Annotated in this window: 18 protein-coding genes and 1 pseudogene; 9 read left to right on the top strand and 10 right to left on the bottom strand. The window is 69.2% G+C overall.

What is annotated here, in order from left to right; translation table 11 throughout:
• Positions 1 to 81: 81 nt before the first annotated feature.
• Positions 82 to 2268, bottom strand: coding sequence for an acyl-CoA dehydrogenase family protein (locus GP2_RS02820; protein ID WP_006898952.1), 2187 nt, complete (start codon positions 2266 to 2268; stop codon positions 82 to 84).
• Between the two features lie 136 nt (positions 2269 to 2404).
• Between GP2_RS02820 and kstR the strand changes: the two genes are divergently transcribed.
• On the top strand, positions 2405 to 3061 hold the full coding sequence (kstR, locus tag GP2_RS02815; protein ID WP_006898951.1) for a cholesterol catabolism transcriptional regulator KstR: 657 nt from the start codon (positions 2405 to 2407) through the stop codon (positions 3059 to 3061).
• Between the two features lie 33 nt (positions 3062 to 3094).
• Here the strand turns inward: kstR and GP2_RS02810 are convergent, their stop codons facing one another.
• The 5 genes from GP2_RS02810 to GP2_RS02790 all read right to left on the bottom strand — a co-directional run bounded on the left by GP2_RS02810 (position 3095) and on the right by GP2_RS02790 (position 7549).
• On the bottom strand, positions 3095 to 3553 hold the full coding sequence (locus GP2_RS02810; protein ID WP_006898950.1) for a MaoC/PaaZ C-terminal domain-containing protein: 459 nt from the start codon (positions 3551 to 3553) through the stop codon (positions 3095 to 3097).
• Positions 3550 to 4560 (bottom strand): alpha/beta hydrolase, encoded by a 1011-nt coding sequence (locus tag GP2_RS02805; RefSeq protein ID WP_085950494.1) that lies wholly within the window; start codon positions 4558 to 4560, stop codon positions 3550 to 3552. The genes GP2_RS02810 and GP2_RS02805 overlap by 4 nt, the downstream gene beginning before the upstream one ends.
• A gap of 115 nt (positions 4561 to 4675) precedes the next feature.
• On the bottom strand, positions 4676 to 5446 hold the full coding sequence (locus GP2_RS02800) for an SDR family NAD(P)-dependent oxidoreductase (protein ID WP_006898948.1): 771 nt from the start codon (positions 5444 to 5446) through the stop codon (positions 4676 to 4678).
• 39 nt (positions 5447 to 5485) lie between these two features.
• Positions 5486 to 6247: a crotonase/enoyl-CoA hydratase family protein gene (locus GP2_RS02795; protein ID WP_006898947.1), complete on the bottom strand. Its 762-nt coding sequence runs from the start codon at positions 6245 to 6247 to the stop codon at positions 5486 to 5488.
• Between the two features lie 231 nt (positions 6248 to 6478).
• On the bottom strand, positions 6479 to 7549 hold the full coding sequence (locus tag GP2_RS02790) for an enoyl-CoA hydratase/isomerase family protein (protein ID WP_006898946.1): 1071 nt from the start codon (positions 7547 to 7549) through the stop codon (positions 6479 to 6481).
• A gap of 48 nt (positions 7550 to 7597) precedes the next feature.
• Between GP2_RS02790 and GP2_RS02785 the strand changes: the two genes are divergently transcribed.
• Both GP2_RS02785 and GP2_RS02780 read left to right on the top strand, forming a co-directional pair.
• Positions 7598 to 8854 (top strand): CoA transferase, encoded by a 1257-nt coding sequence (locus tag GP2_RS02785; RefSeq protein ID WP_006898945.1) that lies wholly within the window; start codon positions 7598 to 7600, stop codon positions 8852 to 8854.
• Positions 8851 to 10251: an amidohydrolase family protein gene (locus GP2_RS02780; RefSeq protein ID WP_006898944.1), complete on the top strand. Its 1401-nt coding sequence runs from the start codon at positions 8851 to 8853 to the stop codon at positions 10249 to 10251. The genes GP2_RS02785 and GP2_RS02780 overlap by 4 nt, the downstream gene beginning before the upstream one ends.
• A 9-nt stretch (positions 10252 to 10260) precedes the next feature.
• Here the strand turns inward: GP2_RS02780 and GP2_RS02775 are convergent, their stop codons facing one another.
• Positions 10261 to 10953 (bottom strand): SDR family NAD(P)-dependent oxidoreductase, encoded by a 693-nt coding sequence (locus tag GP2_RS02775; protein WP_006898943.1) that lies wholly within the window; start codon positions 10951 to 10953, stop codon positions 10261 to 10263.
• A 119-nt stretch (positions 10954 to 11072) separates the two neighbouring features.
• Here GP2_RS02775 and GP2_RS02770 point away from each other — a divergent pair, with 119 nt between their 5' ends.
• The 6 genes and pseudogenes from GP2_RS02770 to GP2_RS02745 all read left to right on the top strand — a co-directional run bounded on the left by GP2_RS02770 (position 11073) and on the right by GP2_RS02745 (position 18414).
• Complete coding sequence (locus GP2_RS02770; RefSeq protein ID WP_040526293.1) at positions 11073 to 11969, top strand: alpha/beta fold hydrolase; 897 nt, start codon at positions 11073 to 11075, stop codon at positions 11967 to 11969.
• A gap of 24 nt (positions 11970 to 11993) precedes the next feature.
• Positions 11994 to 13277, top strand: a complete 1284-nt coding sequence (locus GP2_RS02765) for an MFS transporter (RefSeq protein ID WP_006898941.1) — start codon at positions 11994 to 11996, stop codon at positions 13275 to 13277.
• 278 nt (positions 13278 to 13555) lie between these two features.
• A pseudogene (locus tag GP2_RS02760) lies at positions 13556 to 15033 on the top strand (LVIVD repeat-containing protein).
• Positions 15030 to 15713: a DUF305 domain-containing protein gene (locus GP2_RS02755; RefSeq protein ID WP_006898938.1), complete on the top strand. Its 684-nt coding sequence runs from the start codon at positions 15030 to 15032 to the stop codon at positions 15711 to 15713. The pseudogene GP2_RS02760 and the gene GP2_RS02755 overlap by 4 nt, the downstream one beginning before the upstream one ends.
• Positions 15714 to 16219: 506 nt before the next feature.
• A complete protein-coding gene (locus GP2_RS21095) occupies positions 16220 to 17512 on the top strand; it encodes a lipase family protein (RefSeq protein WP_157211636.1) in 1293 nt (430 codons plus the stop codon).
• Positions 17509 to 18414, top strand: coding sequence for a hypothetical protein (locus tag GP2_RS02745; protein ID WP_083900177.1), 906 nt, complete (start codon positions 17509 to 17511; stop codon positions 18412 to 18414). Before GP2_RS21095 ends, GP2_RS02745 begins: the two co-directional genes overlap by 4 nt.
• A 23-nt stretch (positions 18415 to 18437) precedes the next feature.
• Here GP2_RS02745 and GP2_RS02740 read toward each other — a convergent pair whose 3' ends face one another.
• The 3 genes from GP2_RS02740 to GP2_RS02730 form a co-directional block, all read right to left on the bottom strand.
• Positions 18438 to 18935: an HNH endonuclease gene (locus GP2_RS02740; RefSeq protein WP_006898934.1), complete on the bottom strand. Its 498-nt coding sequence runs from the start codon at positions 18933 to 18935 to the stop codon at positions 18438 to 18440.
• A 398-nt stretch (positions 18936 to 19333) separates the two neighbouring features.
• On the bottom strand, positions 19334 to 20200 hold the full coding sequence (locus GP2_RS02735; protein ID WP_006898933.1) for an enoyl-CoA hydratase-related protein: 867 nt from the start codon (positions 20198 to 20200) through the stop codon (positions 19334 to 19336).
• Between the two features lie 169 nt (positions 20201 to 20369).
• Complete coding sequence (locus GP2_RS02730) at positions 20370 to 22916, bottom strand: ATP-dependent Clp protease ATP-binding subunit (RefSeq protein ID WP_040526284.1); 2547 nt, start codon at positions 22914 to 22916, stop codon at positions 20370 to 20372.
• Positions 22917 to 23140 lie beyond the last annotated feature (224 nt).

The following is a 23140-nucleotide window of genomic DNA, read 5'->3' as shown; positions in this document are numbered from 1 at the left end:
ACTTGTTCTAGTTGTATCAGAGTCCAACCGCCAGGGGGTAGAGATTGCGGTTCATCTGCGCTTTTCGCCCAGAACGGACGTTCATCGGCGCGGCAAACCGAGAATGCGTTCAGCCGCGGCGGTCTTGAGGATCTGGGTGGTGCCGCCGGCGATGGACAGGCACCTGTTCTGCAGCACGGCGTCCGAGGCGTCGTTGAGCGTGAGGCCCTGCGCGCCGAGGAGCCGGAACGCCAGATCCGGCACCGCCTGGCGGTGTCGGACACCGATGAGCTTGCGGACGCTCGACAGGGCGCCGGGATCGAGTCCGGCGAGCTGCTGCGTGGCGGTGCGGGCGTCGATGACCCGGCCCACGTGCGCATCCGCGAACTGGCGGCCGAGCGCGGCGCGCTCGTCGTCGGTCAGATCCCGAGTCATCGCCTCCACCTGACGCAGCAACCCCTCCATCTCCTTGCCGAGACCGGACCCGCCCATCGCCACGCGCTCGTTCGCGAGGGTCGTGCGGGCCAGGCGCCAGCCGTTGTCGACCTCGCCGACCACACAGTCGTCGGGAACGAAGACCCCGTCGAGGAACACCTCGTTGAAGTTGGCACGCCCGGTGAGTTCGCGCAGGGGCCGGATGTCGATGCCGGGCGAGGCCATGTCGACCAGGAAGTAGGTGATGCCCTTGTTCTTCGGCGCCTCGGGATTGGTGCGGGCCAGGCAGATCGCCCACTGCGCGTTGTGCGCCTGGGAGGTCCAGATCTTCTGGCCGGACAGCTTCCAGCCGCCGTCCACGCGTACGGCCTTGGTGCGCAGGGCGGCCAGGTCCGAACCCGCCTCGGGTTCGCTGAACAGCTGACACCAGACGATCTCGCCGGCCAGGGTCGGGGCGACGAACCGCTCACGCTGCGCATCGGTGCCGTGGGCCAGGATCGTCGGGATCGCCCACGCGCCGATGACCAGGTCGGGGCGGACGATTCCGGCGCGGTCGAGTTCGACGTCGATGAGCAGCTGCAGCGCGGGGTCGGCGCCGAGACCATAGGGCTTCGGCCAGTGCGGGGTCAGGTAGCCGGTCTCGGCGAGGAGACGGCGGCGGTCCGCCTCGTCGGCCTCGGCGATGCGGCCGACCGTGGCGCGGACCTCGTCGCGCCGGCCCTCCACCTGCGACAGGTCGAGGGAGAACCGGCGGCGGACGCCGCGGAGTCCGAGGGCGGCGAGCGCAGACGCCGCGCTCCGCCCGCCCTCGAGGACCGCCTGCGCGGCGAGCGCGGAGCGCAGGTAGAGGTGGGCGTCGTGCTCGAAGGTGAAGCCGATGCCGCCGAGCACCTGCACGCAGTCCTTGGCCGTGGCCGCCGGCGCCTCGGCGACGACCACGTCCGCGGCGAGCGCGCTGATCGCCAGTTGCTCACGCGCGGAGTCGAGTTCATCGGCAGACGCCTGCAGCACCTCGTCGACGGCGCGCGCCGCGTCCCATGCCACCGCAGTGACCTCCTCGCAGCGGCAGAGCATCTCGGCAGCGATGTGCTTGATCGCCTGGAAGGAACCGATCGGGACCCCGAACTGCGTGCGGACCTTGGCATACTCGACGGCGGTGTCGAGCGCCCAGCGCGTGACGCCGCTCTGATAGGCGGCCAGCGTCGCCGAGAGCAGTCCCTCGACGAGCACGGCGTCGGGAAGCGCGATCAGGTCGTCGGCCCTCACGCCCGAGACCCGCACCCGGGAGACCGACATGGTGCCGTCCAGCGGCGCCTGCGGCACCGCGTCGACCGCACCGGCCCCCGACGGGAGGAGCCACCAGCGCGTGTCGGAGCCGGGGACGTCGAGCGCCAGGAGGATGGCGGCACCGTCGACATGACCGGCGACGATGCCGAGGTCGAGGGTGTCCGACAACTCGGCCGCCGCGGCTCGCGCATGCCCCGCCGCCGGCGTGACCACCGGCACCGCCCCCGCGGCGACCTGCTCCAGGAGCTCTCCCGCCCGCGGGTCGTCGCTGCCGGCGAGCGCGATCGCGGCCGTGACGGTCGGGACGATCGGACCGGGCACCAACTCGGCGCCGCACTGCTCGACCATGGCCGCCACGTCCACGAAGCCCGCGCCGAGCCCACCCGCCGATTCCGGCAGGGCCGCCGCGAAGACCCCGAAGTCCGCCAACTGCCCGAACATCTGGGTCCACTGGTCGCGCGGCTTGTCGATGTCGGAGCGGACGAGTTCGGTCACCTTCGCCGCGCGCGCCCAGGACTCGATACTGTGGCATACGGCGATTTGCTCGGAAGACGTGGCGATTGTCACGGGTGATCCTCTGCATGTCGGGTTGTGAGGAATAATTAGAACCTGTTCTAATATGCCATGGGTGGAGGTGATCGGGTAGCCACCCGTGATTCCCCGCCTACCCGGTCGCCGATCACGTGAGGATGTTCGTAAACACATGGCCCGCTCTGCACCAGGCAATGCCGCGGTTGACGCGCCCGGTGGTTCCCCGACCCCCGCAGCGTCTCCCGAATCCGGTTCGTCCGCGCAGCGCGAGCGGCGTCGCCGCATCCTCGACGCGACCCTCGCCCTCGCCTCGAAAGGCGGTTACGACGCCGTCCAGATGCGCACCGTCGCCGACAAGGCCGACGTCGCGGTGGGCACGCTCTACCGTTACTTCCCGTCCAAGGTCCACCTGCTGGTGACCGCGCTCGCGCGCGAGTTCGAGCGCGTCGAGTCGAAGGTCGACCGCTCGCAGTTGCGCGGCGACAACGCGATCGACCGACTCCGCCACGTCCTCGACATGATCACGTTCGCGATGCAGCGCGACCCGTTGCTCACCGAGGCGATGACGCGCGCGTTCATGTTCGCCGACGCCTCGGCGACCGCTGAGGTCGACCAGGTCGCGAACATCATCGACCGACTGCTGGCCAACGCCATCGTCGACGAGGGCGAACCGACCGAGGAGGATCTCGCCATCGCGCGCGTGCTCTCGGACGTGTGGATGTCGAACCTCGTCCAGTGGCTCACCCGCCGGGCGTCGGCCACCGACGTCACCAACCGGCTCGAACTGACCGTGCGCCTGCTGCTGAAGGACCGGGTCAAGCAGGACTGAGACTCACGGGCACGGGATCACCGGCCCGGGGGATCACGCCGACACGTCCCGGACGCGCATGTACGCCTCGACGACCGTCCGGAACACCGGCTTGCCGTCGTCGTTGACCAGCTCACCGGTCGAGGTGACCAGGGCCCGGCCGCGGTCGTCGAACTCGACCGCGTCGACGGTCATCGTCCCGGTGAGGGTGTCCCCGGGACGGACCGGACGCAGAAAGACGGTCTCGGCGAGGCGCTTCCCGGCGATCACCGGCAGCCGGCGCAGCACGCCGTCGACGCAGAGACGCTGATAGACGGCCATGGTGTGGATACCGCTGGCGATGAGCCCGCCGTAGGCACGCGCCGCCGCGAGTTCCTTGTCGACGTGGAAGTCCTGGGGGTCCCACGCCCGCGCGAACTCCACGATCTCGGCTTCGGTCACCGTGTGTGAACCCAGCGCGATCACCCGCCCGGGTCGGAGGTCCTCGACCCGGATCCCGTCCTGCCCGGTCACTTCAGATCGGCGGCGATCATCGGCCAGGTGGTCTTGAGGTCGCGTTCCCAGTAACCCCACGAGTGGGTGCCGTCCGGACGGAACAGCACCTTGTGCGGGATCTTCAACGCGCGCAGGCGCTGTGCCATCTGCTTGGTGCACTCGTTGACCGCGGCCTCGATGACGCCGCCGAGGACGACCTGGTTGGCCAGCGTCATCGGGTCACCCGCGATGAGCGGCGCCTCGAGCCGGTCGTACCAGCCGGGCAGGCCGGTGCCGCTGGTCATGTAGACCTTGGTGCCGCGCAGCTTCGCGGCGTTGAGGTACGGATCGTTCGCGCGCCAGCCCGCCGAGTTGACCGGGCCCCACATGTTGTCGAGGTCGGCACCACCTCTGCCGGCGACGACCATCCGGATGTACGTCTGCCCCAACGGATCACTCGTCCGGGCACACCCGCTGTAGGCGGCGACGGACTTGTACAGCCGGGGTGCGGCGATCGCGAGATTGAGCACCGACGTGCCGGCCATCGAGATGCCCGCGACGGAGTTCTTGCCGGTGGTGGCGAATTCCTTGTCCACCAGCGGCGGCAACTCCTTGGTGAGGAACGTCTGCCACTTGTTGCGACCGAGCACGGCGTCGTCGCGCTGCCAGTCGGTGTAATAGGAGAACGCGCCGCCGATCGGGGTCACCACGTTGACGTGCTTGTCGGAGAAGAACTTCGCGTACTGCGTCTTCGCACCCCAGGTGGCGGTGTCCTCGCCGCCGCCCGCGCCGTTCAGCAGATACAGCGTCGGGGCCGGCTTCTTGGTGTTCCGCGGCCGCAGGACGTTGACCGGTATCAGCTTGCGCATCGCCCCCGACCAGACGATCAGCGTCGTCTGCTGGGCGGAACCGTGGATGACGGTGTCGATCCGGGCACGATTCGGGTCAGGTGCCGGTGCCGCGAGCGCCGCCGGCGCCCATCCGGTTGTGGCCACGGCGACAGCACACGCGGCGACGATCAGTCGCTTCTTCCACGAACGCACCAACAGCCCCTTTTGTTGACTCTTTCCCCAGAGGTAACAAAGGTTACCGAGGACCAGGGGCCACCCCAAGCCGAGGCGGACCGTCGTTAGGCGTTCGTGACCAATCGTCTTGCCCGACTCAGCGCGGCTGGAACCGCTGCGCGCCGTCGAGCCGGACGATCTCGCCGTTGATGTAGGTGTTCTCCAAGAGGTGCTGAGCGAGCGCCGCGTACTCGTCGGGCGACCCGAGACGCTTGGGATACGGGACACCCTGCGCGAACTTCGCGAGCGCATCCTCGCCCATCGACTCCATGATCGGGGTGCGCATGGTGCCGGGTGCGATGGTGTTGAGGCGGACCGCGATCGAACCGAGGTCGCGGGCGCCCGACAGGGTGAGGCCCATGACACCCGCCTTCGCGGCCGCGTATGCGGTCTGCCCGATCTGGCCCTCGTAACCGGCGATCGAGCTGGTCATGACGATCGCCCCGCGCTCGCCGTTCTCCTTCGGCTCGCCCGTCGCGAGCTTCGCGGCGGTCAGGCGCAGGACGTTGTAGGTGCCCGTCAGGTACAGGGCGATGGTGTCGACGAAGCCCTTCATCGGATGCGGCGATCCGTCCCGGTTGACCAGTCGCGACGCCACGCCGAACCCGCCGTGGGCGATCACGGCATACCGCAGGGCGCCGAGCCGGCCCGCCTGCGCGAGCGCATCGTTCACCGATTCGTCGTCGAGGACGTCGGTTCGCACGTAGACGACCCGTTCGCCGAGTTCGTCGGCGAGCATCTCGGCCGGATCGTCGGCGACGTCGGCGATGACCACCGACGCACCCGCGGCGTGGAGGCGACGCACGGTCGCCGCACCGAGGCCACCGGCCCCGCCGGTGACGATGGCGACCTCACCCTCAAGCGACATGTGTTCTCCTCAGGTCGATCTCACGTGGACGAGCCGGGCTCAGGCCCCGGTCCACCGCGGCTTGCGCTTCTCCGCGAACGCCTTCGCGCCCTCGAGGGCGTCCTTCGAGGTGAAGACCGGGGCGAGCAGCTCGGCCTGCCGGTCCCACTTCTCGTCGTCGCCCCACGACTCCGACTCGGCGATGATCCGCTTGGTGATGGCGACGGCCAGCGGGCCGTTCCCGGTGATCTTCTCCGCGAGATGGATTGCTCCGTCCAGAGCTCCCCCGTCCTCGGTGAGGATGTTCACCAATCCCCAGCCGGCGGCCTGCTCGGCGGTGAAGTCGTCGCCGGTCAGCGCGAGTTCGAGCGCCTTCTGGTACGGGATCTTCCTCGGCAGCCGCAGCAGCCCGCCGGCACCGGCGACGAGTCCGCGCCTGACCTCGGGAATGCCGAATCTCGCCGACCGAGACGCCACGACGAGATCGGTCGCCAGCACGAGTTCGGTGCCGCCGGCCAGTGCGAATCCCTCGACGGCCGCGATGACGGGTTTACGCGGGGGCTTCTGGGTGAACCCGAGGCCCCGACCCTCGACGGCGACCCGCTCGCCGGCGGCGAAGGCCTTGAGATCCATTCCCGCGCAGAAGTTCCCGCCCGCGCCGGTCAGGATCGCCACCGACAGGTCCGGACTGTCGTCGAGTTCGTCCATCGCGTCGGCAAGCGCCTGACTGACCTCGAGGTTGATCGCGTTGCGCGCCTGCGGACGGTTGATCGTGATGACCAGGATGCGCCCGCGGCGCTCCACCAGAACTGCATCCGACATGTGTCGTCGACCCCTCACCGATGTCGTTCGATCGCGGCGAACAGGAGCACCGATGTATCGGGCGCCGGCCGCTGCTCACGGGTGATGGTAAGCAGAGAGCGCTTCCCGAATGGGGGAGATGAACCAACTGAGTTAAACAAGTGCCGGGCGCCGTTCCGCAGGACCATCCTCGTGCGCAATCCCTTCCCCACATCGCCCGGAGGGTTCACGGAACACGGGTGGGTGTCCCGGTCAGGCGATCTCGTCGACCAGCCCCCACCGCAATGCCTGCCCCGCGTCGAGCTCGGCCCCGGTGACGAAGAGGTACAGCGCGCGCCAGCGGCCGATACGCCGCGGGACGCTCGCCGTGCCGCCGGCCCCGGGGATGAGACCCATCGAGACCTCGGGCAGGCGGATGCGGGTGTCGGGTGCGGCCACGACGCGCCGCGCGAAGGCGGGGATCTCGATGCCCGCGCCCACGCAGTGGCCGTGCAGCCGGACCTCGACCCGATCGGCGAGCTCGGCCACGAGTCGGCCGGCGCCGCCGCGCGTCCGGATCAGGTGGGCGGTCGTCGCGTCGGGCATGTGGCCGAACTCGTCGAGATCCCCTCCGGCACAGAACGAGCTGCCGGCACCGTCGATGACGACGTGCTCGACGGAGTCGTCGAGCACCGCGATGCGCAGCGCCTCGACGAGTGCGTCGCGCAGCGACGTCCCGTAGGCGTTGCGGCGCTCGGGCCGGTTCAGGGTGATCCGCAGGACCTCTCCCTCACGGGCGAGCAGCACCGGCTCGGTGGCCGGGGGCGGCGGCAGCGGACGCCCCAGGGCACGACGCTCTTCCAGCCAGCTCCCGTACTCGGCCCCGCCCTGCAGCGTCGAGTAGCCGAGGGACTCGACGTCGATGGCGGCCACCGGCCCGAGCGGCTCCGCCACCCGGACGACCTGTGCGGCGACCAGGGAGGCCTGCGGGCATCGGGCGAGAGCGTCGACGAACGCCGTGACGAGCGACTCGACGTCGCCGGCGAGGTCGTCGGCGCCGACGACCGAGCGGTGATCGGCCGTGGGCGCGACGGTCAGGTCGAGTGCCTCGGTCAGTGGACGCAACTCCGCCGCGACCGGCCCGGACGAGATCCCGACCAGGACGGTGTCCGCCGACTGCGCGCGGGCGACCGCGCGGTCGAGGACGTCGACCGGCACCCGCGCGTCGAGATCGACCAGCGTCACCGGGATCGACACCGCGGCCCCGGTCCCGAACAGGTCCCCGCCGCCCCCGATGACCGGGTCGGCGGCGAGGTCGGCGATGGAGATACGTCGAACGTGCATGGCGGTGAACCTCCTGAGCATTGTCGTGCGGACGGTAGCATTTCGCCCGTGACCAGCAACGCGTCGTACGACCCGGTACGCGCCTGGGCCGAGAGCGGGGTCCCGCACCTCACCGGACGACCCGACGGCCCTCCTCTCGTCCCGCCCGGTCACGCCGCAGCCCGAGCCCGGGAACTCACCGACTGGATCCGCACGGCGACCTCCGGCTCGGTCGACGTCGACGGCGCGACGATCCTCGCCGAACGCGCGGCGTTCACCGGCCAACGTCGACGGGGGCCGCTGACCCCCGGGGGCGCCGGACGACTCCTACCGGCGGCCGACGGCTGGGTCGCCGTGAGCTGCGCACGTCCCGACGACCCGCTCCTGCTGGGCGCACTGATCGAGCGCGAGGTCGACCACACCACGGTCTGGCCTGCGCTGGCCGATTGGCTACACGAACACACCCGTGCCGAATTCGACGAGCGCGCAACACTGTTGGGCGTGGCCGGGGGCGGCATTCCGGAGAACCGCGCCACGGACGAGATCGAATCCGTCGACGCGCCCCACGCCGACCTGACTCCCCACGGGGACCCCCGGTCGGTGGACGGCCTGCTCGTCGTCGACTTCTCCGCCCTGTGGGCGGGACCGCTGTGCGCCCATCTGCTCGGGCTCGCCGGCGCGCGCGTGGTGAAGGTCGAGACGCCGGCGCGCCCCGACGGTGCCCGCCGAGGCGACGCCGATTTCTACCGCCTCCTGCACGGCGGGCACGAGTCGGTCGTCCTCGACCCCGCGGTGGACCCCGACCGGACCGCTCTGCATCGGCTCGTCGACGCCGCGGACGTCGTCATCGAGGCGTCGCGACCACGCGCGCTGCGTGGATTCGGGCTGAGCAGCGAGGATTTCGTCGCGTCAGGAGGCACCTGGATCTCGATCACCGCCGCCGGACGAGACTTCGACCGGATCGGTTTCGGCGACGACGTCGCCGCCTCGGCCGGACTCGTGGCCCGAGACGACCTCGACCCGGTGTTCGTCGGGGACGCGATCGCCGACCCGCTCGCCGGACTGACCGCGGCGGCACTGGCCATGTCGAGGCCCGCACACGGTCCCGGCGCCCTCTGGGACATCTCTATGCGGGCGACCGTCGCGGCCACCCTCGACGGGACCGCGACCCGCACGCCGCGTCACGACGGCCGGCGGTGGCTGGTCGACACCGATTCCGCCGCCGTCGAACTCGCACCACCGCGGCCCCGTGCCGTGACGGGGGATGCACCCGCCCCGGGCCGCGACACCGACGCCGTTCTCGCCGACCTCGGGATCACCCGATGACGGTCGTGTTCCGGCAGGTCGCACTACCCGAGGGCCACCGTGATGTCCTGATCGACGACGGTGTGATCGCCGGGATCGGCGCCGACCTGCCGATCCCGCGTGACGCCGAGGTCATCGATGCCCGGCACGGCGCGCTCATCCCCGGCCTCCACGACCACCACATCCACCTGCACGCGCTGGCCGCGGCCAGGGCCTCGGTGCACTGCGGCCCGCCCCGAGTCACCGATCCCGACGGACTCCGCGCCGCACTCGCGGCCGCCGACGCCGACAGTGCCGGCTGGGTCCGCGGCATCGGGTACGTGGAAACCGTTGCCGGACTCCTCGATTCGTCAGATCTCGACCGCCTCCACGCCCGGCGCCCCGTTCGCGTCCAGCATCGCAGCGGTGCGGTGTGGTTCCTCAACACGATGGCCTCCGAGGCCGCCGGACTTGCGACGGCCGAGCACCCGGGCGTGGAACGGGACCCCTCGGGAACACCCACCGGACGCGTGTGGCGTGCCGACGACTGGCTGCGCTCACGACTCCCCGACACCGGTCCGCCGGATCTGTCGGAGGTCGGCGCCGAACTCGCACGGTACGGCGTCACCGGCGTCACCGACGCCACCCCGGACCTGTCCCCGGCGACGGTCGACGCCCTCGTCGGGGCACACACGCACGACGCGGTGCCGCAGCGGCTCCATCTCCTGGGCGCGCCGACGGGGACGACCGGGCTCCCCGACACGGTGACCGTGGGTCCGCAGAAGATCGTCCTCGCCGACTCCGACCTCCCCGATCTCGCGTGGCTGTGCGATCGGATTCGCCTCGCGCACAACGTCGGTCGCGGCGTCGCCGTGCACAGCGTGACCCGGGAGTCACTGATCCTGTTGCTCGCGGCCCTCGACGAGGCCGGCCCGCATCCCGACGACCGGATCGAACACGGAGCGATCATCGCGCCCGATACCGTCGACGACCTCCGGCAGCGGAACCTGCCGGTCGTCACCCAACCGGGCTTCATCGCCGACCGCGGGAACGACTTCGTCGATCGACTCGACGCCACCGACGTCGGCGACCTCTACCGCTGCCGCTCGCTCGTCGACCACGGGGTGCCCGTCGGACTGTCCAGCGACGCGCCGTACGGCCCGGTGGACCCGTGGGAGGTCGTCGACGCGGCCGCGACGCGGCTCGCGCCGGACGGGCGGACCGTCGGGGCCGACGAGAGGATCGGCCGCACCACGGCTCTCGGGCGATTCCTGACGTCGGCGCAGCAGCCCGGCGGTCCACCGCGCTCGATCCGCGTCGGCGCACCCGCCGACGTCGTCCTCCTCGATCGCGTACTCGACGAAGCCCTCGCCGCGGGATCGGAAGCCGTGCGCTGCACGATGATCCGCGGGCGGGTCGTCTACCGCCGGGTCGGCTGACGGCCGCCGTCAGCCGACCCCGGGCACCGGCACCTGAGCCCCGGTGACCGCGGCGGAGGCGTCGGAGACCAGGAACGCGATCGTCTCGGCGATCGACTCGGGTGACACCCACCCCTTTCGGGACGAGTCCGGCTGGCTCTCGCGGTTGCCCGGGGTGTCGATCACCGAGGGCAGGATGGCGTTGGCCCGGATGCCGTCGTCCTTGTACTCGGCGGCGAGCGCCGAGATGAACGCCCAGACCGCGGCCTTCGACGTGATGTAGCCGGCCGCACCGGAGAACGGCGCGAACGCCGCCTTGGCCGAGACACCGACCACCGAACCGCCGCCCGCCTCGATCAGCTTCGGGATCGCCGCCGCGGACAGGAGATACAGCGGGCGCAGGTTGAGCTGCAGCAGGCGCTCGAACTCACCGATCGGCGTCGCGTGCACCCGCTCCCCCATCGCGAATCCGCCGACGAGGTTGACCGCGGCCCTCACCGGTGCCGACGTGTCGGCCGCGGCGACCGACACGACCTCGGCGACCGACGACTCGTCGAAGAGGTCGGCCTCGAGCGTCACGAGAGCATCCGATTCGGGCAGCCGTGACAGTTCGGACTCGACGACCCACGGCACCACCACGCGCCAGCCGTCGTCGAGCAGCCTCCTCGTCACCGCCGAGCCGAGTCCGCCCGTACCGCCGGACACGATCACCGTCTGCGCCATCGTCTCGACCTTCCCTCACCCGGTGTAGTGGTCGTCGAAATGTCTATATTGATCTCACCGTATGTACCTCAGCAGCCGATGATCCGCCAGGACCCGTCGGCAGCATGAAGGAGATGCCCATGGGCACGGACGTCGCCGAGGACGCTCCCGACTGGTTCCGGACCGCTGTCGCGATCACTCCCGAGCACTCGTCGACCACGGTCGACGGCGCGCGGATCACCTTTCGCAGCTGGGGCGAGCGCGGTGCGCCGGGCCTGATCCTCGTCCACGGCGGCGCCGCGCACGCGGGCTGGTGGGATCACATCGCACCGAGATACGCGGGGAGTCGGCGCGTCGTCGCCCTCGACCTCTCCGGTCACGGTGACAGCGACTGGCGTGACACCTACCGGATCGCCACCTGGGCCGACGAGGTGGCCGCGGTCGCCGACGTCGCGGGGGCCGCCGACGACGCCGTCCTCGTCGGGCACAGCCTCGGCGGGCTGGTCGGGATCCGGGCGTCGATCGCCCACCCCGACCTGGTCCGGGACCTCGTCCTCGTCGACTCCCGCATCCTCGACGCGGCGGGGCTCGCGGAGATCCAGCGCAACCAGCCGCACGAGGGCATCCCACGCAGAAACAAGACCTACCCGACTCTCGAGGCCGCCCTCGATCGGTTCCGCCTCGTCCCCGACCACGCGAGCCTCGACTACGCACGCGCGTACGTCGCGAGACAGTCGGCGGTCCGCGACGGCGACGGGTGGCGCTGGAAGTTCGACCGTGGCTTCGCCGACGAACTGCGCGACCTCCCGCCCCGGCCGCCGAAGAGCGTCCGGCTCAGCGTCGTCCACGGGGAGCACGGCGTGATGACCCCGGCGATGGTCGAGCAGGTGACGGGCCACCTCGACGAGCCGGCTCGCGTCGTCGAACTCCCCGGTGCCGGTCATCACGTCATGCTCGAGGAGCCGCTCGCCCTGATGGACGTCATCGACGAGGTCCTCGCGGAGCGATCGGCGAGATCGCAGAACCCGGTCGGTTGAATCGGGCAACTAGTATGGACCGCGATGTCCGACGACCGCGCACCCGAGACGAGCGGGGTCGCCGCATCGCCACCCGCACCTGACGCCCCTGTCCGGCAGGGCGTGTTCGCCTCCCTCCGCATCCGCAACTACCGCATCTTCTACGTCGGCATGGCCGTGTCGATGACCGGATCGTGGATGCAGGCCACCGCGCAGGCATGGCTGGTGCTGACGCTGAGCGGTTCGGCGTCGGTCCTCGGGCTCATCGTGGCCCTGCAGGCGCTACCCGTCCTGCTGATCGGCCCCTATGCGGGTGTCATCGCCGACCGGGTCGACCGGCGCCGGTTGCTGACGGTCCTGCAAGCGCTGATGGGCGCGCTCGCCGCGACGCTCGCGGTCCTCACGGTCACCGGCGTGGTCGAGGTGTGGCACGTCGCGATCCTCGCGTTGATGCTCGGACTCGGGCACGCCTTCGAACAACCTGCGCGACAGGCGTTCATCCATCAGATCGTCGGCATGTCGCTGATCCGCAACGCGGTGACGCTGAACTCGGTGATGGTCAACGCCGCTCGCGCCGTCGGTCCCGCGGTGGCCGGCGTCGTGCTCACCCTCGTCGGGGCCGGTTGGTGTTTCGCCATCAACGCCGTGAGCTTCGTCGCCGTCGTGGCCTCCCTGATCGCACTGGACGGATCGAGGATCGCGCAGGAGACCCCGGTTCCGCGCGCGAAGGGGCAACTCCGGGAGGGCCTGCGCTACGTGCGCGGCAATCCGTCGCTGTGGATTCCGCTGGCCACCATGGCACTCGTGGGCACCCTCGCCTACAACTTTCCCGTCACCCTCACGGCTGCGGCCGACTTCGTCTTCGACGGCGGGCCGCAGGCACTCGGGTTCATGACGTCGGCGATGGGCGTGGGCGCGGTCGTCGGCGGCCTCGTCGTCGCCGCCCGCGGAACCATCGGGCTGCGTCCCCTCACGCTCGCCGCCCTGGGCTTCGGCATCACGATCGGCGCCGCGGCCCTCGCCCCCGATCTCCTCACCGCCATCTGCGCGCTCTTCCTCGTCGGCTGGCTCAGCGTGACGTTCATGTCGACCGGGAACGCCACCTTGCAACTCAACTCCGAGCCGCACATGCGCGGTCGGGTGATGGCCCTCTGGTCGGTGGCGTTCATGGGGTCGACGCCCATCGGCGGGCCGCTCATCGGCGCGGTCATCGAGGCCACCAATCCGCGCGTCGGACTCGGCGTCGGGGCGATTGCATGCCTGGTCGCGGCACTGCTGGCGTTTCTCGCGCACCGGCGCAGTCGCGAACGCGCGGCCACCGACCTCTGACCCGGCCCCCGCGGGCTGCACAGGCGTGGCGACCGGGGCGGCCGAGCCACCGACGACCCTCGAAACAGCCCGGTGACCGGCGATTTTCGACGAATCGACCCCACCGTCTCAGCAGCCCCGCTAGCGTGATCGACGTCACGATCGGAGGGGCGATGACGCCAGAACGATTGGAATCGTCGGGGAAGGCGCGGACTCCGCGCAAGACCCGCGCCACAGCACTACGACGCCGGATGCACGCGGCCACCTGCCTCCTCGCCGGCGCGACGCTCGCGTCGACGATGCTGGTCGCCGCCCCCGCGAATGCCGGAAACCACTGGTTCACCGACATCTCGGAGACCGCGGTGCCCAAGGCCGAGTGCGGTCCCGGATCGTTGCCCGAACCGGGACTGCAGGGTGACGTCAGCGCCGAGGACCGCCTGTCGGGCCGCAGCAAGCGCGGCTACCACTGCAACCTGACGAAGCTCGGCAACGTCACCGGCGGCGCGGTGGCATCGTGTCGGCCTCCTTCGAACACTGCAGCTACACCGGCAGTCTCTTCCCCGGCAACAACTTCATGCCGCAACCCGGCGTCGGGATCGTCTCGGCCAAGGACCCGCGCAAGCCGCGGATCGTCGGCTCGCTCACCGACACCGCGATGCGCGCCGGCACCTGGGAGACGCTGAAGGTCAACAAGAAGCGCAAGCTGCTCGCCGCCACCGGTGTGCCCTTCGTCTGGGGCGCAGGCTTTTTCGCGGTGTACGACATCTCCGACTGCGAGCGCCCCAAGCTCCTCAACGCCCGCGGCGGCGGACTCGCCCACCCGATCCCGTTCACCTCGCACGAGGGCGGGTGGTCGCCCGACGGACGAACGTACTGGGCCTCGGGGATCGCGCCGGGCCATCTGAGCGCCATCGACGTCTCCGACCCCCGCAACCCGCGGGTGATCTGGCAGGGCCTGCACAGCTTCCTCGGCCACGGCTTCGGGATCTCCCCCGACGGCAACCGCATGTACCTGTCGAACATGATGGGGATCACGATCCTCGACATCAGCGCGGTGCAGCGCCGGGACCCCTATCCCCAGGTCCGCCACGTCGCCGCCTACCACTGGCCCGACGGGCAGCTCAATCAGCATTCGATCCCGATCACCCACGGCGGCAAGCCGTATGTGATCACCGCCGACGAGGGCGGCTCGGGCGGCGTGAAGATCTTCGACGTCACCCGCGTCGACAAACCGCGCTACGCAGCCCAACTCAAGCTCGAGATCAACCTGCCCGAGCACCTCGACACCCAGTTCCGCTCCTCGATGGGCGGTTCGCTGTTCGGCAGCAACCCGCACTACTGCGCCGTCGACCGGCCGACCGACCCGACGGCCCTGGCCTGTTCGTGGGAGTCCTCGGGGATCCGGGTCTTCGACATCCGCGATCTCGACCGCATCCGCGAGATCGCCTACTACAACCCTCCGGCGCAGAAGGGTGCCACGGTGCTCACCCGCCCGAACTCGCCCCACGTCGTCGCGTCGATCATCGGCGTGCCGGCCATCGAGTTCCTCAGCCTGGGAATGTCTCTCGCGAACGGGCGCGCGAAGCTGAACGAGATGGTCGGCCCCCGCGCGGGAATGGTGGTCGGCGGTGACGTCTCGACCGACTGGTGCTTCTCACCGCCGGAGTTCCGCGGCAACAAGATCTTCGTGACATGTGGCGACGGCGGCTTCTACGCACTCGAACTCAGCAGCCGCGTGTACACGCCGCCCCCGGATCAGGACTCCTACCTGGGATGACCGATTCGCACCGCCCCGCCTGGCTTCCGCTCGCCGGCCTGGCCTCGCTTGCGGTACTCCTGCTGGCGATCGGCATCGTCGTGGGCTCGGTGTGGCGACCGTTCGCGTCGGATGATGCGGGAGCGACATCGCCGAAGTCGCTGAGCGTCACCGACATCGGTTTCGCGCAGGACATGTCGATGCATCACGATCAGGCGATCCTGATGGCGCGCACCGTCCTCGCCGCACCCGACGTCGACCCGGCCATCCGCGGACTGGCCGACCAGATCCTCGTCGCCCAGTCCGCGGAGAACGGCACCATGCGGGGCTGGCTGCAGCTCTTCGGGATCCCGCAGACCTCCGAGACCCCCATGGCCTGGATGTCGCAGGGTGGGGCCCACGCGCATGACGGCGCGACGCCGGGTTCGCCCCGGGACGCGCCGATGCCGGGCCTCGCGAGCGCCGACGAGATGGGCCGGCTGTCGACCCTCCGGGGAGACGAGGCGGAGACACTGTTCCTGCAGCTGATGATCCGCCACCACCGGGCCGGCATCGAGATGGCCCGGGCCGCCTACAACGACCCGCGTTCGGGCCAGGCGACGAAGCAGTTGGCGCTGAGCATGATCGGCGACCAGGGCAACGAACTCGGCCAGATGACCATGGCTCTCCGGGAACGCGGCAAGGAACCGCTGCCGAAGTAGATTCTGAGACCACAGTTGTGATCCGTCTCATTTGATTTGCCAGAGTCAATATCTGTATCGCTATCGTTACCGGCCGGTAATGCCTGGGGGTTGAATGAAGAGTTTCTTGGGGAGCAGGCGCGCACTCGTGCGTCTGTCCAGCTGTGTGGCGGTCGCCTCGACCGTGCTGACCGGCGGGATGTTCGCCGCCACCGCGTCGGCGGCGCCATACGAGGAAACGCCATCCGAGCGAAGGACATTGGCGAAGTTGGATCGGGTGGCGGCGCAGCCGACGCCCAGCGTCGCGAAGCTGAAGGCCGCCAACTCGGACCCGGATGCGCACCTGGTCACCACTCCGCGACCGGATTCGATCCTCAACGGGTACGTGCTGGAGATGTCAAGACCAGCAGCGTCACCAGCCCGTGGGAGCAGTTCACCGGCCTCCTCGGGTACCGGGACTTCTACAAGTAACCCAAGCTGACCGGCAACGAAGCACCGGCACGCTGCTCAAGGTCCAGAAGTTCCCGATGCAGTTCGCGACGACGTTCGTCGCCGGGACCACGCCTGGCGCGATCGACGCGTACATGACCATGTACGTGACCGAGCGTCTCGACGGCTCCAAGAACGTCAGCACCGGCGTCATCATGATCCTGCGGGACGGGATCAAGAACAGCAAACGGAAGCTGATCGCGTATCAGGAGGCCAATGACAGCCTCGGCGCCCGGTGCCACCCATCCACCCAGTGGAGCGGCGGCGTCTTCTCCGAGGCGTCGGCCTGGTCGGCCCTCGGCCCCCTGGCCCAGATGTTCGGCAAGGGCTATGGCGTCGTCATCACCGACATCGGCAACAGCGGGAACCCCGGCCCGAACGGGGTGTCCGAGGTCTTCGCCGGCCGCGTCGCGGGGATGGCGCTGCTCAACGGCCTGCGCGCCGCTTACCAGGTCAAGTCGCTCGGCCTGAACCCGAAGCAGCCGGTCGGCTTCTTCGGCATCGCCGGCGGCGGCAACGGCGCCGGCTACGCCGCCGAGTACCAGCCCTGGTACTACCCCGAGCTCAACGTCGGCGCGGTGGTCCTGCAGAACTTCAACGCCGACCAGAAGCAGTTCGTGAACTTCTCCAACGGCTCGATGGCGTCGGCGTTCGGATTCGCCACCATCGTGGGACTCAACGAGTCCTACCCGTCGATGAATCTCGACAAGCACCTCAACGAGCTCGGCCGAGCACAGGCCGCGGCGTGGAAGACGATGTGCCAGACCTACGGCTACTTCGTCTTCGGTTTCGAGCGGTTCGAGCCCCTGTTCAAGGGCAACCAGAACCCCGCCGAGATCAAGGACTTCCAGTACGCGTACGCCGACAACATCATGGGCACCGACAAGTACGGTCCGCAGGCGCCGACCCTGATCACCTCCTGCGGCGAGGACGGTTCGTTCATGTCCGTGACACCGGCCGCCGACATGCGCAAGCTGGTCCAGCGCTACCGGGACCTGGGCACCAAGGTCACCTACGTCCCCGCGAAATGCGATGACACCGAACTGATCACGAACACCTACCGGTGGACGACCGACCTCTTCGGCATGCAGACCATCGACTGGATCGACGCGAAGCTGAAAAAAGGGGCGTCACCCGCGGCGGCGTTCACCCGCGACTCCCATACGACCTCGAGGCACTGGTCTCCCAGGCCCGCGCACGGGGCCTCGCGCCCAAGCGCTACGCGGCGCTGCTCTACCAGTTGCGTCTCGTCCAGTGCACCAAGGAATCCGGGATCGACCTGGCCACCTGGGACCCCGGCACGACACTGGCCCGGTGCAAGCCCAATATGATCAAGTCGTACAACTACTACCGGAACTTCCAGCTGCGTCACGACGAGCTGCAGTGGGCCGGCATGGGCGGCCTGGTCGGCGCCGACTTCGGCTCGGGCATCGAGGATCTGGAGCTCGGCAAGTTCATCTACGAGCTTCCCGGCATCGCGCAGCTCTCCCGCACCATCATCTCCAACGTCGGACTGCGCTACGGAATCGCCGCGCAGAAGGCCCTGCCGTCCGGCCTGCGCGCAGTGGCGACCCACGCCGACAAGATCACCCCGAACGACCTCGGCTGGTTCGTGCGCAAGGTCCTCGTGATGCAGAAGGCCATCTACCAGGACATGATGACCCAGCACCTCACCTACGTGCGCACCGGACTGACGGGCATCCGCGAGATGCATGCCGCGGAGATCATCGACGACCGGACCATGACCGCGTGGGAGGACGTGGCCTCCGGCGACTCGTCTCGCATCGCGCGCGGCAACGCCGACCTGCTCCGCCGCGAACAGGAATACTGCGTCGGCACCCTGTGGGACCAGTGCCGCGGCTACAAGAACGGCGTCGGCGAGGCGCTGACCTACATGAAGACGCTCGCGGGCTCCCCGTCCGTCGCCGGTGTCCCGGCTCTTCGTGAGTTCCGGCCGGTCAAGTTCACGACCGACGTCGCGGGCGCCGGCAAGACCGAGGTCCAGCTCGGCATCCCCTCGTGGGACTGGTCGATCTTCAGCGAGCGCTGGACCTTCGTCACCAGCGAGCTGCTGCCGCGGTACACCTACCAGGCCAAGCACGACCGCGCGGCCCTCAACCGCCAGCTCACCACTCCGTACGAGCAGCTGTGGAACCAGAGCCGACCGCTCTACAACATCCCGCGCATCCTCGCCTCGACGGTGAACGCCACGAAGGTGAAGCCCGCAGGCTGAACAACTGACGCCGGGGCGGCGGATCAGGCGGTCTTGGGGTGCAGCATGAACATCTCCCAGACCTCTTTCTGGTCCGCCGCCCACGGGTCGTAGACGAACGGGGCATGCCGCAACGCCATGCCCGCCTGCCGCGGGGTCCGGTTCGCCTTGAACCCGTTGCAGGACTTGCATGCCGCCACCTGGTTGCCGAACGTGCTGGGCCCGCCCTGGGACACCGGGACGATGTGGTCGACGGTGTCCGCGGGGCCGTCGCAGTAGGCGCAGATCCACTGATCCCGGCGCAGGATCGTCGCATTGGACGCGTAGGAATCCATGGTCTTGCCGGAGAACGGGCGGTAGGCGTTGTGCTTGATCGCCACCACCTTGTGGATCGGCAGCGACACCGTGGGCGAGTGGACGACACGCACCAGGGGTGTGCCCTCGACGTTGCGCGCGACCTCGGTGGTCAGCAGCACCGCGGCGCGGCGCCAGGTGACGCGGGCGAGGATCTGTAAGCCCGCATTCGTGACGAAGATGGTCATGGATGCTCCTCGATGCGTGGGCGGGTGACTGCGCCGACCATCGAGGCTCATGACCTCAGGAACCGGTGGCGCTCGATGTGACCGGCTCGGGGCGGGTCGGATTCAGGAGCCCTCCCCGGCAACCGGGGTCGGCCATCGGCCACTCGCGGATGAACATCGCCATACCCGTCGACATCTGCGCCACCTCCCTTCGAAACTCGTTCTCCTGGCCTGCTGAGGCACACGATAACCGCGGTCGGGGGACCCTGCCACCGTTTATCGTCCGTGTTCGCCGATGTTCACGTGTTCCATACGCGCTGTTCGCGTCGGCTGTCACCGGCGGTCGATCGGACGCCACGAGACGACGACGCCCCCGTCCGCGACTCGCGGACGGGGGCGGGTGAGCACAAGCGGCATGCTCAGAAGATGTCGGGCAGATCCTTCGACACGGTGTTGGGGTAGGTGGCCGGCCGCTTCTCGAGGAACGACATGACGCCCTCGTAGACGTCGCCGGACTGTCCGCGGTAGAAGATGGCCTTCGAGTCGGCGTGGTGGGCATCGAGCGGGCTGGGGGCGCCGGCCATCCGCCACAGGAGCTGGCGGGTCAGTGCCGCCGAGACCGGCGCGCTGTTGGCGGTCATCTCGCGGGCCACCGCGATCGCGGTCTCGAGGACCTTGTCCTTGGGCACCACCTGCTGGACCAGGCCGCGTTCGAGGGCCTCGTCGACCTGGACCATCTTGGCGCCGATGGTCCACTGCAACGCTGTGGGCAGGCCGACGAGGCGCGGCAGGAACCAGCTCGACGCAGCCTCCGGGACGAGGCCGCGGGCGGCGAAGACGAAGCCGAACTTCGCATCCTCCGAAGCGATCCGAACGTCGGCGGGCAACGTCATCGTCACCCCGACCCCGGCCGACGGGCCGTTGATCGCGGCGACGATCGGCTTCAGCGAGGCGAACATGCGCAGGGTCAGCAGGCCCCCCTCGTCCGGTGGAACCTCGTCGCCGGCGACCTCCGACGACGCGTCGAAGGTCGACCCGCCGGCCTCGAGGTCTGCGCCGGCGCAGAACGCGCGGCCCTCTCCGGTCAGCACCACGGCACGCACCGAGTCGTCGGCGTCGGTCTCGTCGAGGACCGCGCGGATCTCCGCACCCATCTGAAGGGTGAATGCGTTGAGGCGGTCGGGCCGGTTCAGACGGATGATGACGATCTCGCCGTCCCGCTCGACGGAGATGGTGGGCTGCTCCTGCGCGGCCTTGCGGCCTACCGCTGATGTATCGCTCGTCACAAGTAGCGATGCTATCCAGTCGGGTCACGCAGGTTTCGCGCAGGAGCCGGTTTTCCCGAGCGAGCGTTCCGTCGCTCTAGACGAACCGGAGCCTCCCGTGCGCCGACACGACAGCGGCGGCGCCACCCTCTCGGGTGACGCCGCCGCTCATGTGTCAGACGGACTCCGGTCAGCTCGCGTCCGCGCTGCCGTCGCCGGCCTTGGACAGCTCGACCGGGGCGTCGGGAACCTCACGCGGCTTCTCCGACCCGGTGAAGGTGAACTTGGCGTCCTCGCCGTCGCCTTCGCCGTCCCAGCCCTCGACGTCGACCAGAACGATCTGGCCCGGGGTCAGCTCGCCGAAGAGGATCTTCTCCGACAGCTGGTCCTCGATCTCGCGCTGGATCGTGCGACGCAGCGGACGGGCGCCGAGCACCGGATCGAACCCGCGCTTGGCGAGCAGGCTCTTCGCCTTGTCGGTGAGCTCGATGGCCATGTCCTTGTTCTTCAACTGGGTCTCGACCCGGCCGATCATCAGGTCGACCATCTGGATGATCTCGTCCTGCGTCAGCTGGTGGAAGACGATGACGTCGTCGATGCGGTTGAGGAACTCGGGGCGGAAGTGCTTCTTCAGCTCGTCGTTGACCTTCTGCTTCATCCGCTCGTAGCCGGACTTGGTGTCGTCCTTGGACGAGAAGCCCATGCCCACGGCCTTGGAGATGTCGCCCGTACCGAGGTTCGAGGTGAAGATCAGCACGGTGTTCTTGAAGTCGACCGTGCGACCCTGACCGTCGGTGAGACGGCCGTCCTCGAGGACCTGCAGCAGCGTGTTGTAGATCTCCGAGTGCGCCTTCTCGATCTCGTCGAACAGCACCACCGAGAACGGCTTGCGGCGCACCTTCTCGGTGAGCTGGCCGCCCTCTTCGTAGCCGACGTAGCCGGGAGGCGCGCCGAACAGGCGCGACGCGGTGAACCGGTCGTGGAACTCGCCCATGTCGATCTGGATGAGCGCGTCGTCCTCGCCGAACAGGAAGTTCGCCAGCGCCTTGGACAGCTCGGTCTTACCGACGCCGGACGGGCCGGCGAAGATGAACGAGCCCGACGGACGCTTCGGGTCCTTCAGGCCGGCACGGGTGCGGCGGATCGCCTTCGAGACGGCCTTGACCGCGTCCTCCTGGCCGATGATCCGCTTGTGCAGCTCCTCCTCCATGCGGAGCAGACGGGTGGTCTCCTCCTCGGTGAGCTTGAACACCGGGATGCCGGTCCAGTTGCCCAGGACCTCGGCGATCTGCTCGTCGTCGACCTCGGCCACGACGTCCATGTCACCGTTGCGCCACTGCTTCTCGCGCTCGGCGCGCTCGGCGACCAGCTGCTTCTCCTTGTCGCGGAGCGCAGCGGCCTTCTCGAAGTCCTGCGCGTCGATCGCGGACTCCTTCTCCTTGCGCGCCTCGGCGATGCGCTCGTCGAACTCGCGCAGGTCCGGCGGAGCGGTCATCCGGCGGATGCGCATGCGCGCGCCCGCCTCGTCGATGAGGTCGATCGCCTTGTCCGGCAGGAACCGGTCGTTGATGTAGCGATCGGCCAGCGTCGCGGCGGCCACCAGCGCGCCGTCGGTGATCGAGACGCGGTGGTGCGACTCGTAGCGGTCGCGCAGACCCTTGAGGATCTCGATGGTGTGCTCGACCGACGGCTCGCCGACCTGGACCGGCTGGAAGCGGCGCTCGAGCGCGGCGTCCTTCTCGATGTACTTGCGGTACTCGTCGAGGGTCGTCGCACCGATGGTCTGCAGCTCGCCGCGCGCCAGCTTCGGCTTCAGGATGCTCGCGGCGTCGATCGCGCCCTCGGCGGCACCCGCACCGACCAGCGTGTGCAGCTCGTCGATGAACAGGATGATGTCGCCGCGGGTGTTGATCTCCTTGAGCACCTTCTTCAGGCGTTCCTCGAAGTCACCGCGGTAGCGGCTACCCGCGACCAGCGAACCGAGGTCGAGGGTGTAGAGCTGCTTGTCCTTGAGGGTCTCGGGCACCTTGCCGTTGACGATGGCCTGCGCGAGGCCCTCGACGACGGCGGTCTTGCCGACGCCGGGCTCGCCGATCAGAACGGGGTTGTTCTTGGTGCGGCGGCTCAGCACCTGCATGACCCGCTCGATCTCCTTCTCGCGCCCGATGACCGGGTCGAGCTTGCCCTCGGCGGCGGCGGCGGTGAGGTTGCGACCGAACTGGTCGAGGACCAGCGAGGTCGACGGGGTGCCGGACTCGCTGCTGCGACCGCCGGTGCCCGCTTCCTGCGGCTCCTTGCCCTGGTAGCCGCTCAGCAGCTGGATGACCTGCTGGCGGACACGGTTGAGATCGGCGCCCAGCTTGACGAGAACCTGCGCGGCGACACCCTCACCCTCGCGGATGAGGCCGAGCAGGATGTGCTCGGTGCCGATGTAGTTGTGGCCGAGCTGCAGGGCCTCGCGCAGCGAGAGCTCCAGCACCTTCTTGGCGCGCGGGGTGAACGGGATGTGCCCCGAGGGCGCCTGCTGGCCCTGGCCGATGATCTCCTCGACCTGACTGCGGACACCTTCCAGGGAGATCCCGAGCGACTCGAGAGCCTTGGCGGCCACACCCTCGCCCTCGTGGATGAGGCCGAGGAGGATGTGCTCGGTTCCGATGTAATTGTGGTTGAGCATCCGCGCTTCTTCTTGGGCCAGAACCACAACCCGTCGCGCGCGGTCGGTGAACCGTTCGAACATTGTTCTCCCTCACATTGCTAGCGCCCCGGCCGCCGCGAGAACACCTGTCGTGTCCGGCTCGGACACCCGGTGCGGGTAGGCGACGACCAGCCTGTCTCCACTCTAGAGGTCGCCGTGCGTGCACCTGCAGGTAAACCCTGCTCCGGATGCACGAATCCGCCGCTGCGGCGGGGATGTGCACAGTACAACTGCGCAGGCCGGGGCGGTGTTCCCGGATCAATACG

Origin of the sequence: Gordonia paraffinivorans NBRC 108238, from assembly GCF_000344155.1 — a bacterium.
Lineage (GTDB): Bacteria > Actinomycetota > Actinomycetes > Mycobacteriales > Mycobacteriaceae > Gordonia > Gordonia paraffinivorans.
Note: the sequence above shows the minus strand (reverse complement) of the source record. Positions and strands in the feature narration are given on the sequence as shown.

What these genes read in the sequence shown, in the direction of transcription:
- kstR (WP_006898951.1), top strand. Translation starts at nt 2,405, where the DNA reads ATGGCCCGCTCTGCACCAGGCAATGCCGCGGTTGACGCGCCCGGTGGT.
- GP2_RS02800 (WP_006898948.1), bottom strand. Translation starts at nt 5,446, where the DNA reads ATGTCGCTTGAGGGTGAGGTCGCCATCGTCACCGGCGGGGCCGGTGGC.
- GP2_RS02795 (WP_006898947.1), bottom strand. Translation starts at nt 6,247, where the DNA reads ATGTCGGATGCAGTTCTGGTGGAGCGCCGCGGGCGCATCCTGGTCATC.
- GP2_RS02790 (WP_006898946.1), bottom strand. Translation starts at nt 7,549, where the DNA reads ATGCACGTTCGACGTATCTCCATCGCCGACCTCGCCGCCGACCCGGTC.
- GP2_RS02780 (WP_006898944.1), top strand. Translation starts at nt 8,851, where the DNA reads ATGACGGTCGTGTTCCGGCAGGTCGCACTACCCGAGGGCCACCGTGAT.
- GP2_RS02775 (WP_006898943.1), bottom strand. Translation starts at nt 10,953, where the DNA reads ATGGCGCAGACGGTGATCGTGTCCGGCGGTACGGGCGGACTCGGCTCG.
- GP2_RS02770 (WP_040526293.1), top strand. Translation starts at nt 11,073, where the DNA reads ATGGGCACGGACGTCGCCGAGGACGCTCCCGACTGGTTCCGGACCGCT.
- GP2_RS02765 (WP_006898941.1), top strand. Translation starts at nt 11,994, where the DNA reads ATGTCCGACGACCGCGCACCCGAGACGAGCGGGGTCGCCGCATCGCCA.
- GP2_RS02755 (WP_006898938.1), top strand. Translation starts at nt 15,030, where the DNA reads ATGACCGATTCGCACCGCCCCGCCTGGCTTCCGCTCGCCGGCCTGGCC.
- GP2_RS21095 (WP_157211636.1), top strand. Translation starts at nt 16,220, where the DNA reads ATGCAGTTCGCGACGACGTTCGTCGCCGGGACCACGCCTGGCGCGATC.
- GP2_RS02745 (WP_083900177.1), top strand. Translation starts at nt 17,509, where the DNA reads ATGATCAAGTCGTACAACTACTACCGGAACTTCCAGCTGCGTCACGAC.
- GP2_RS02740 (WP_006898934.1), bottom strand. Translation starts at nt 18,935, where the DNA reads ATGACCATCTTCGTCACGAATGCGGGCTTACAGATCCTCGCCCGCGTC.
- GP2_RS02730 (WP_040526284.1), bottom strand. Translation starts at nt 22,916, where the DNA reads ATGTTCGAACGGTTCACCGACCGCGCGCGACGGGTTGTGGTTCTGGCC.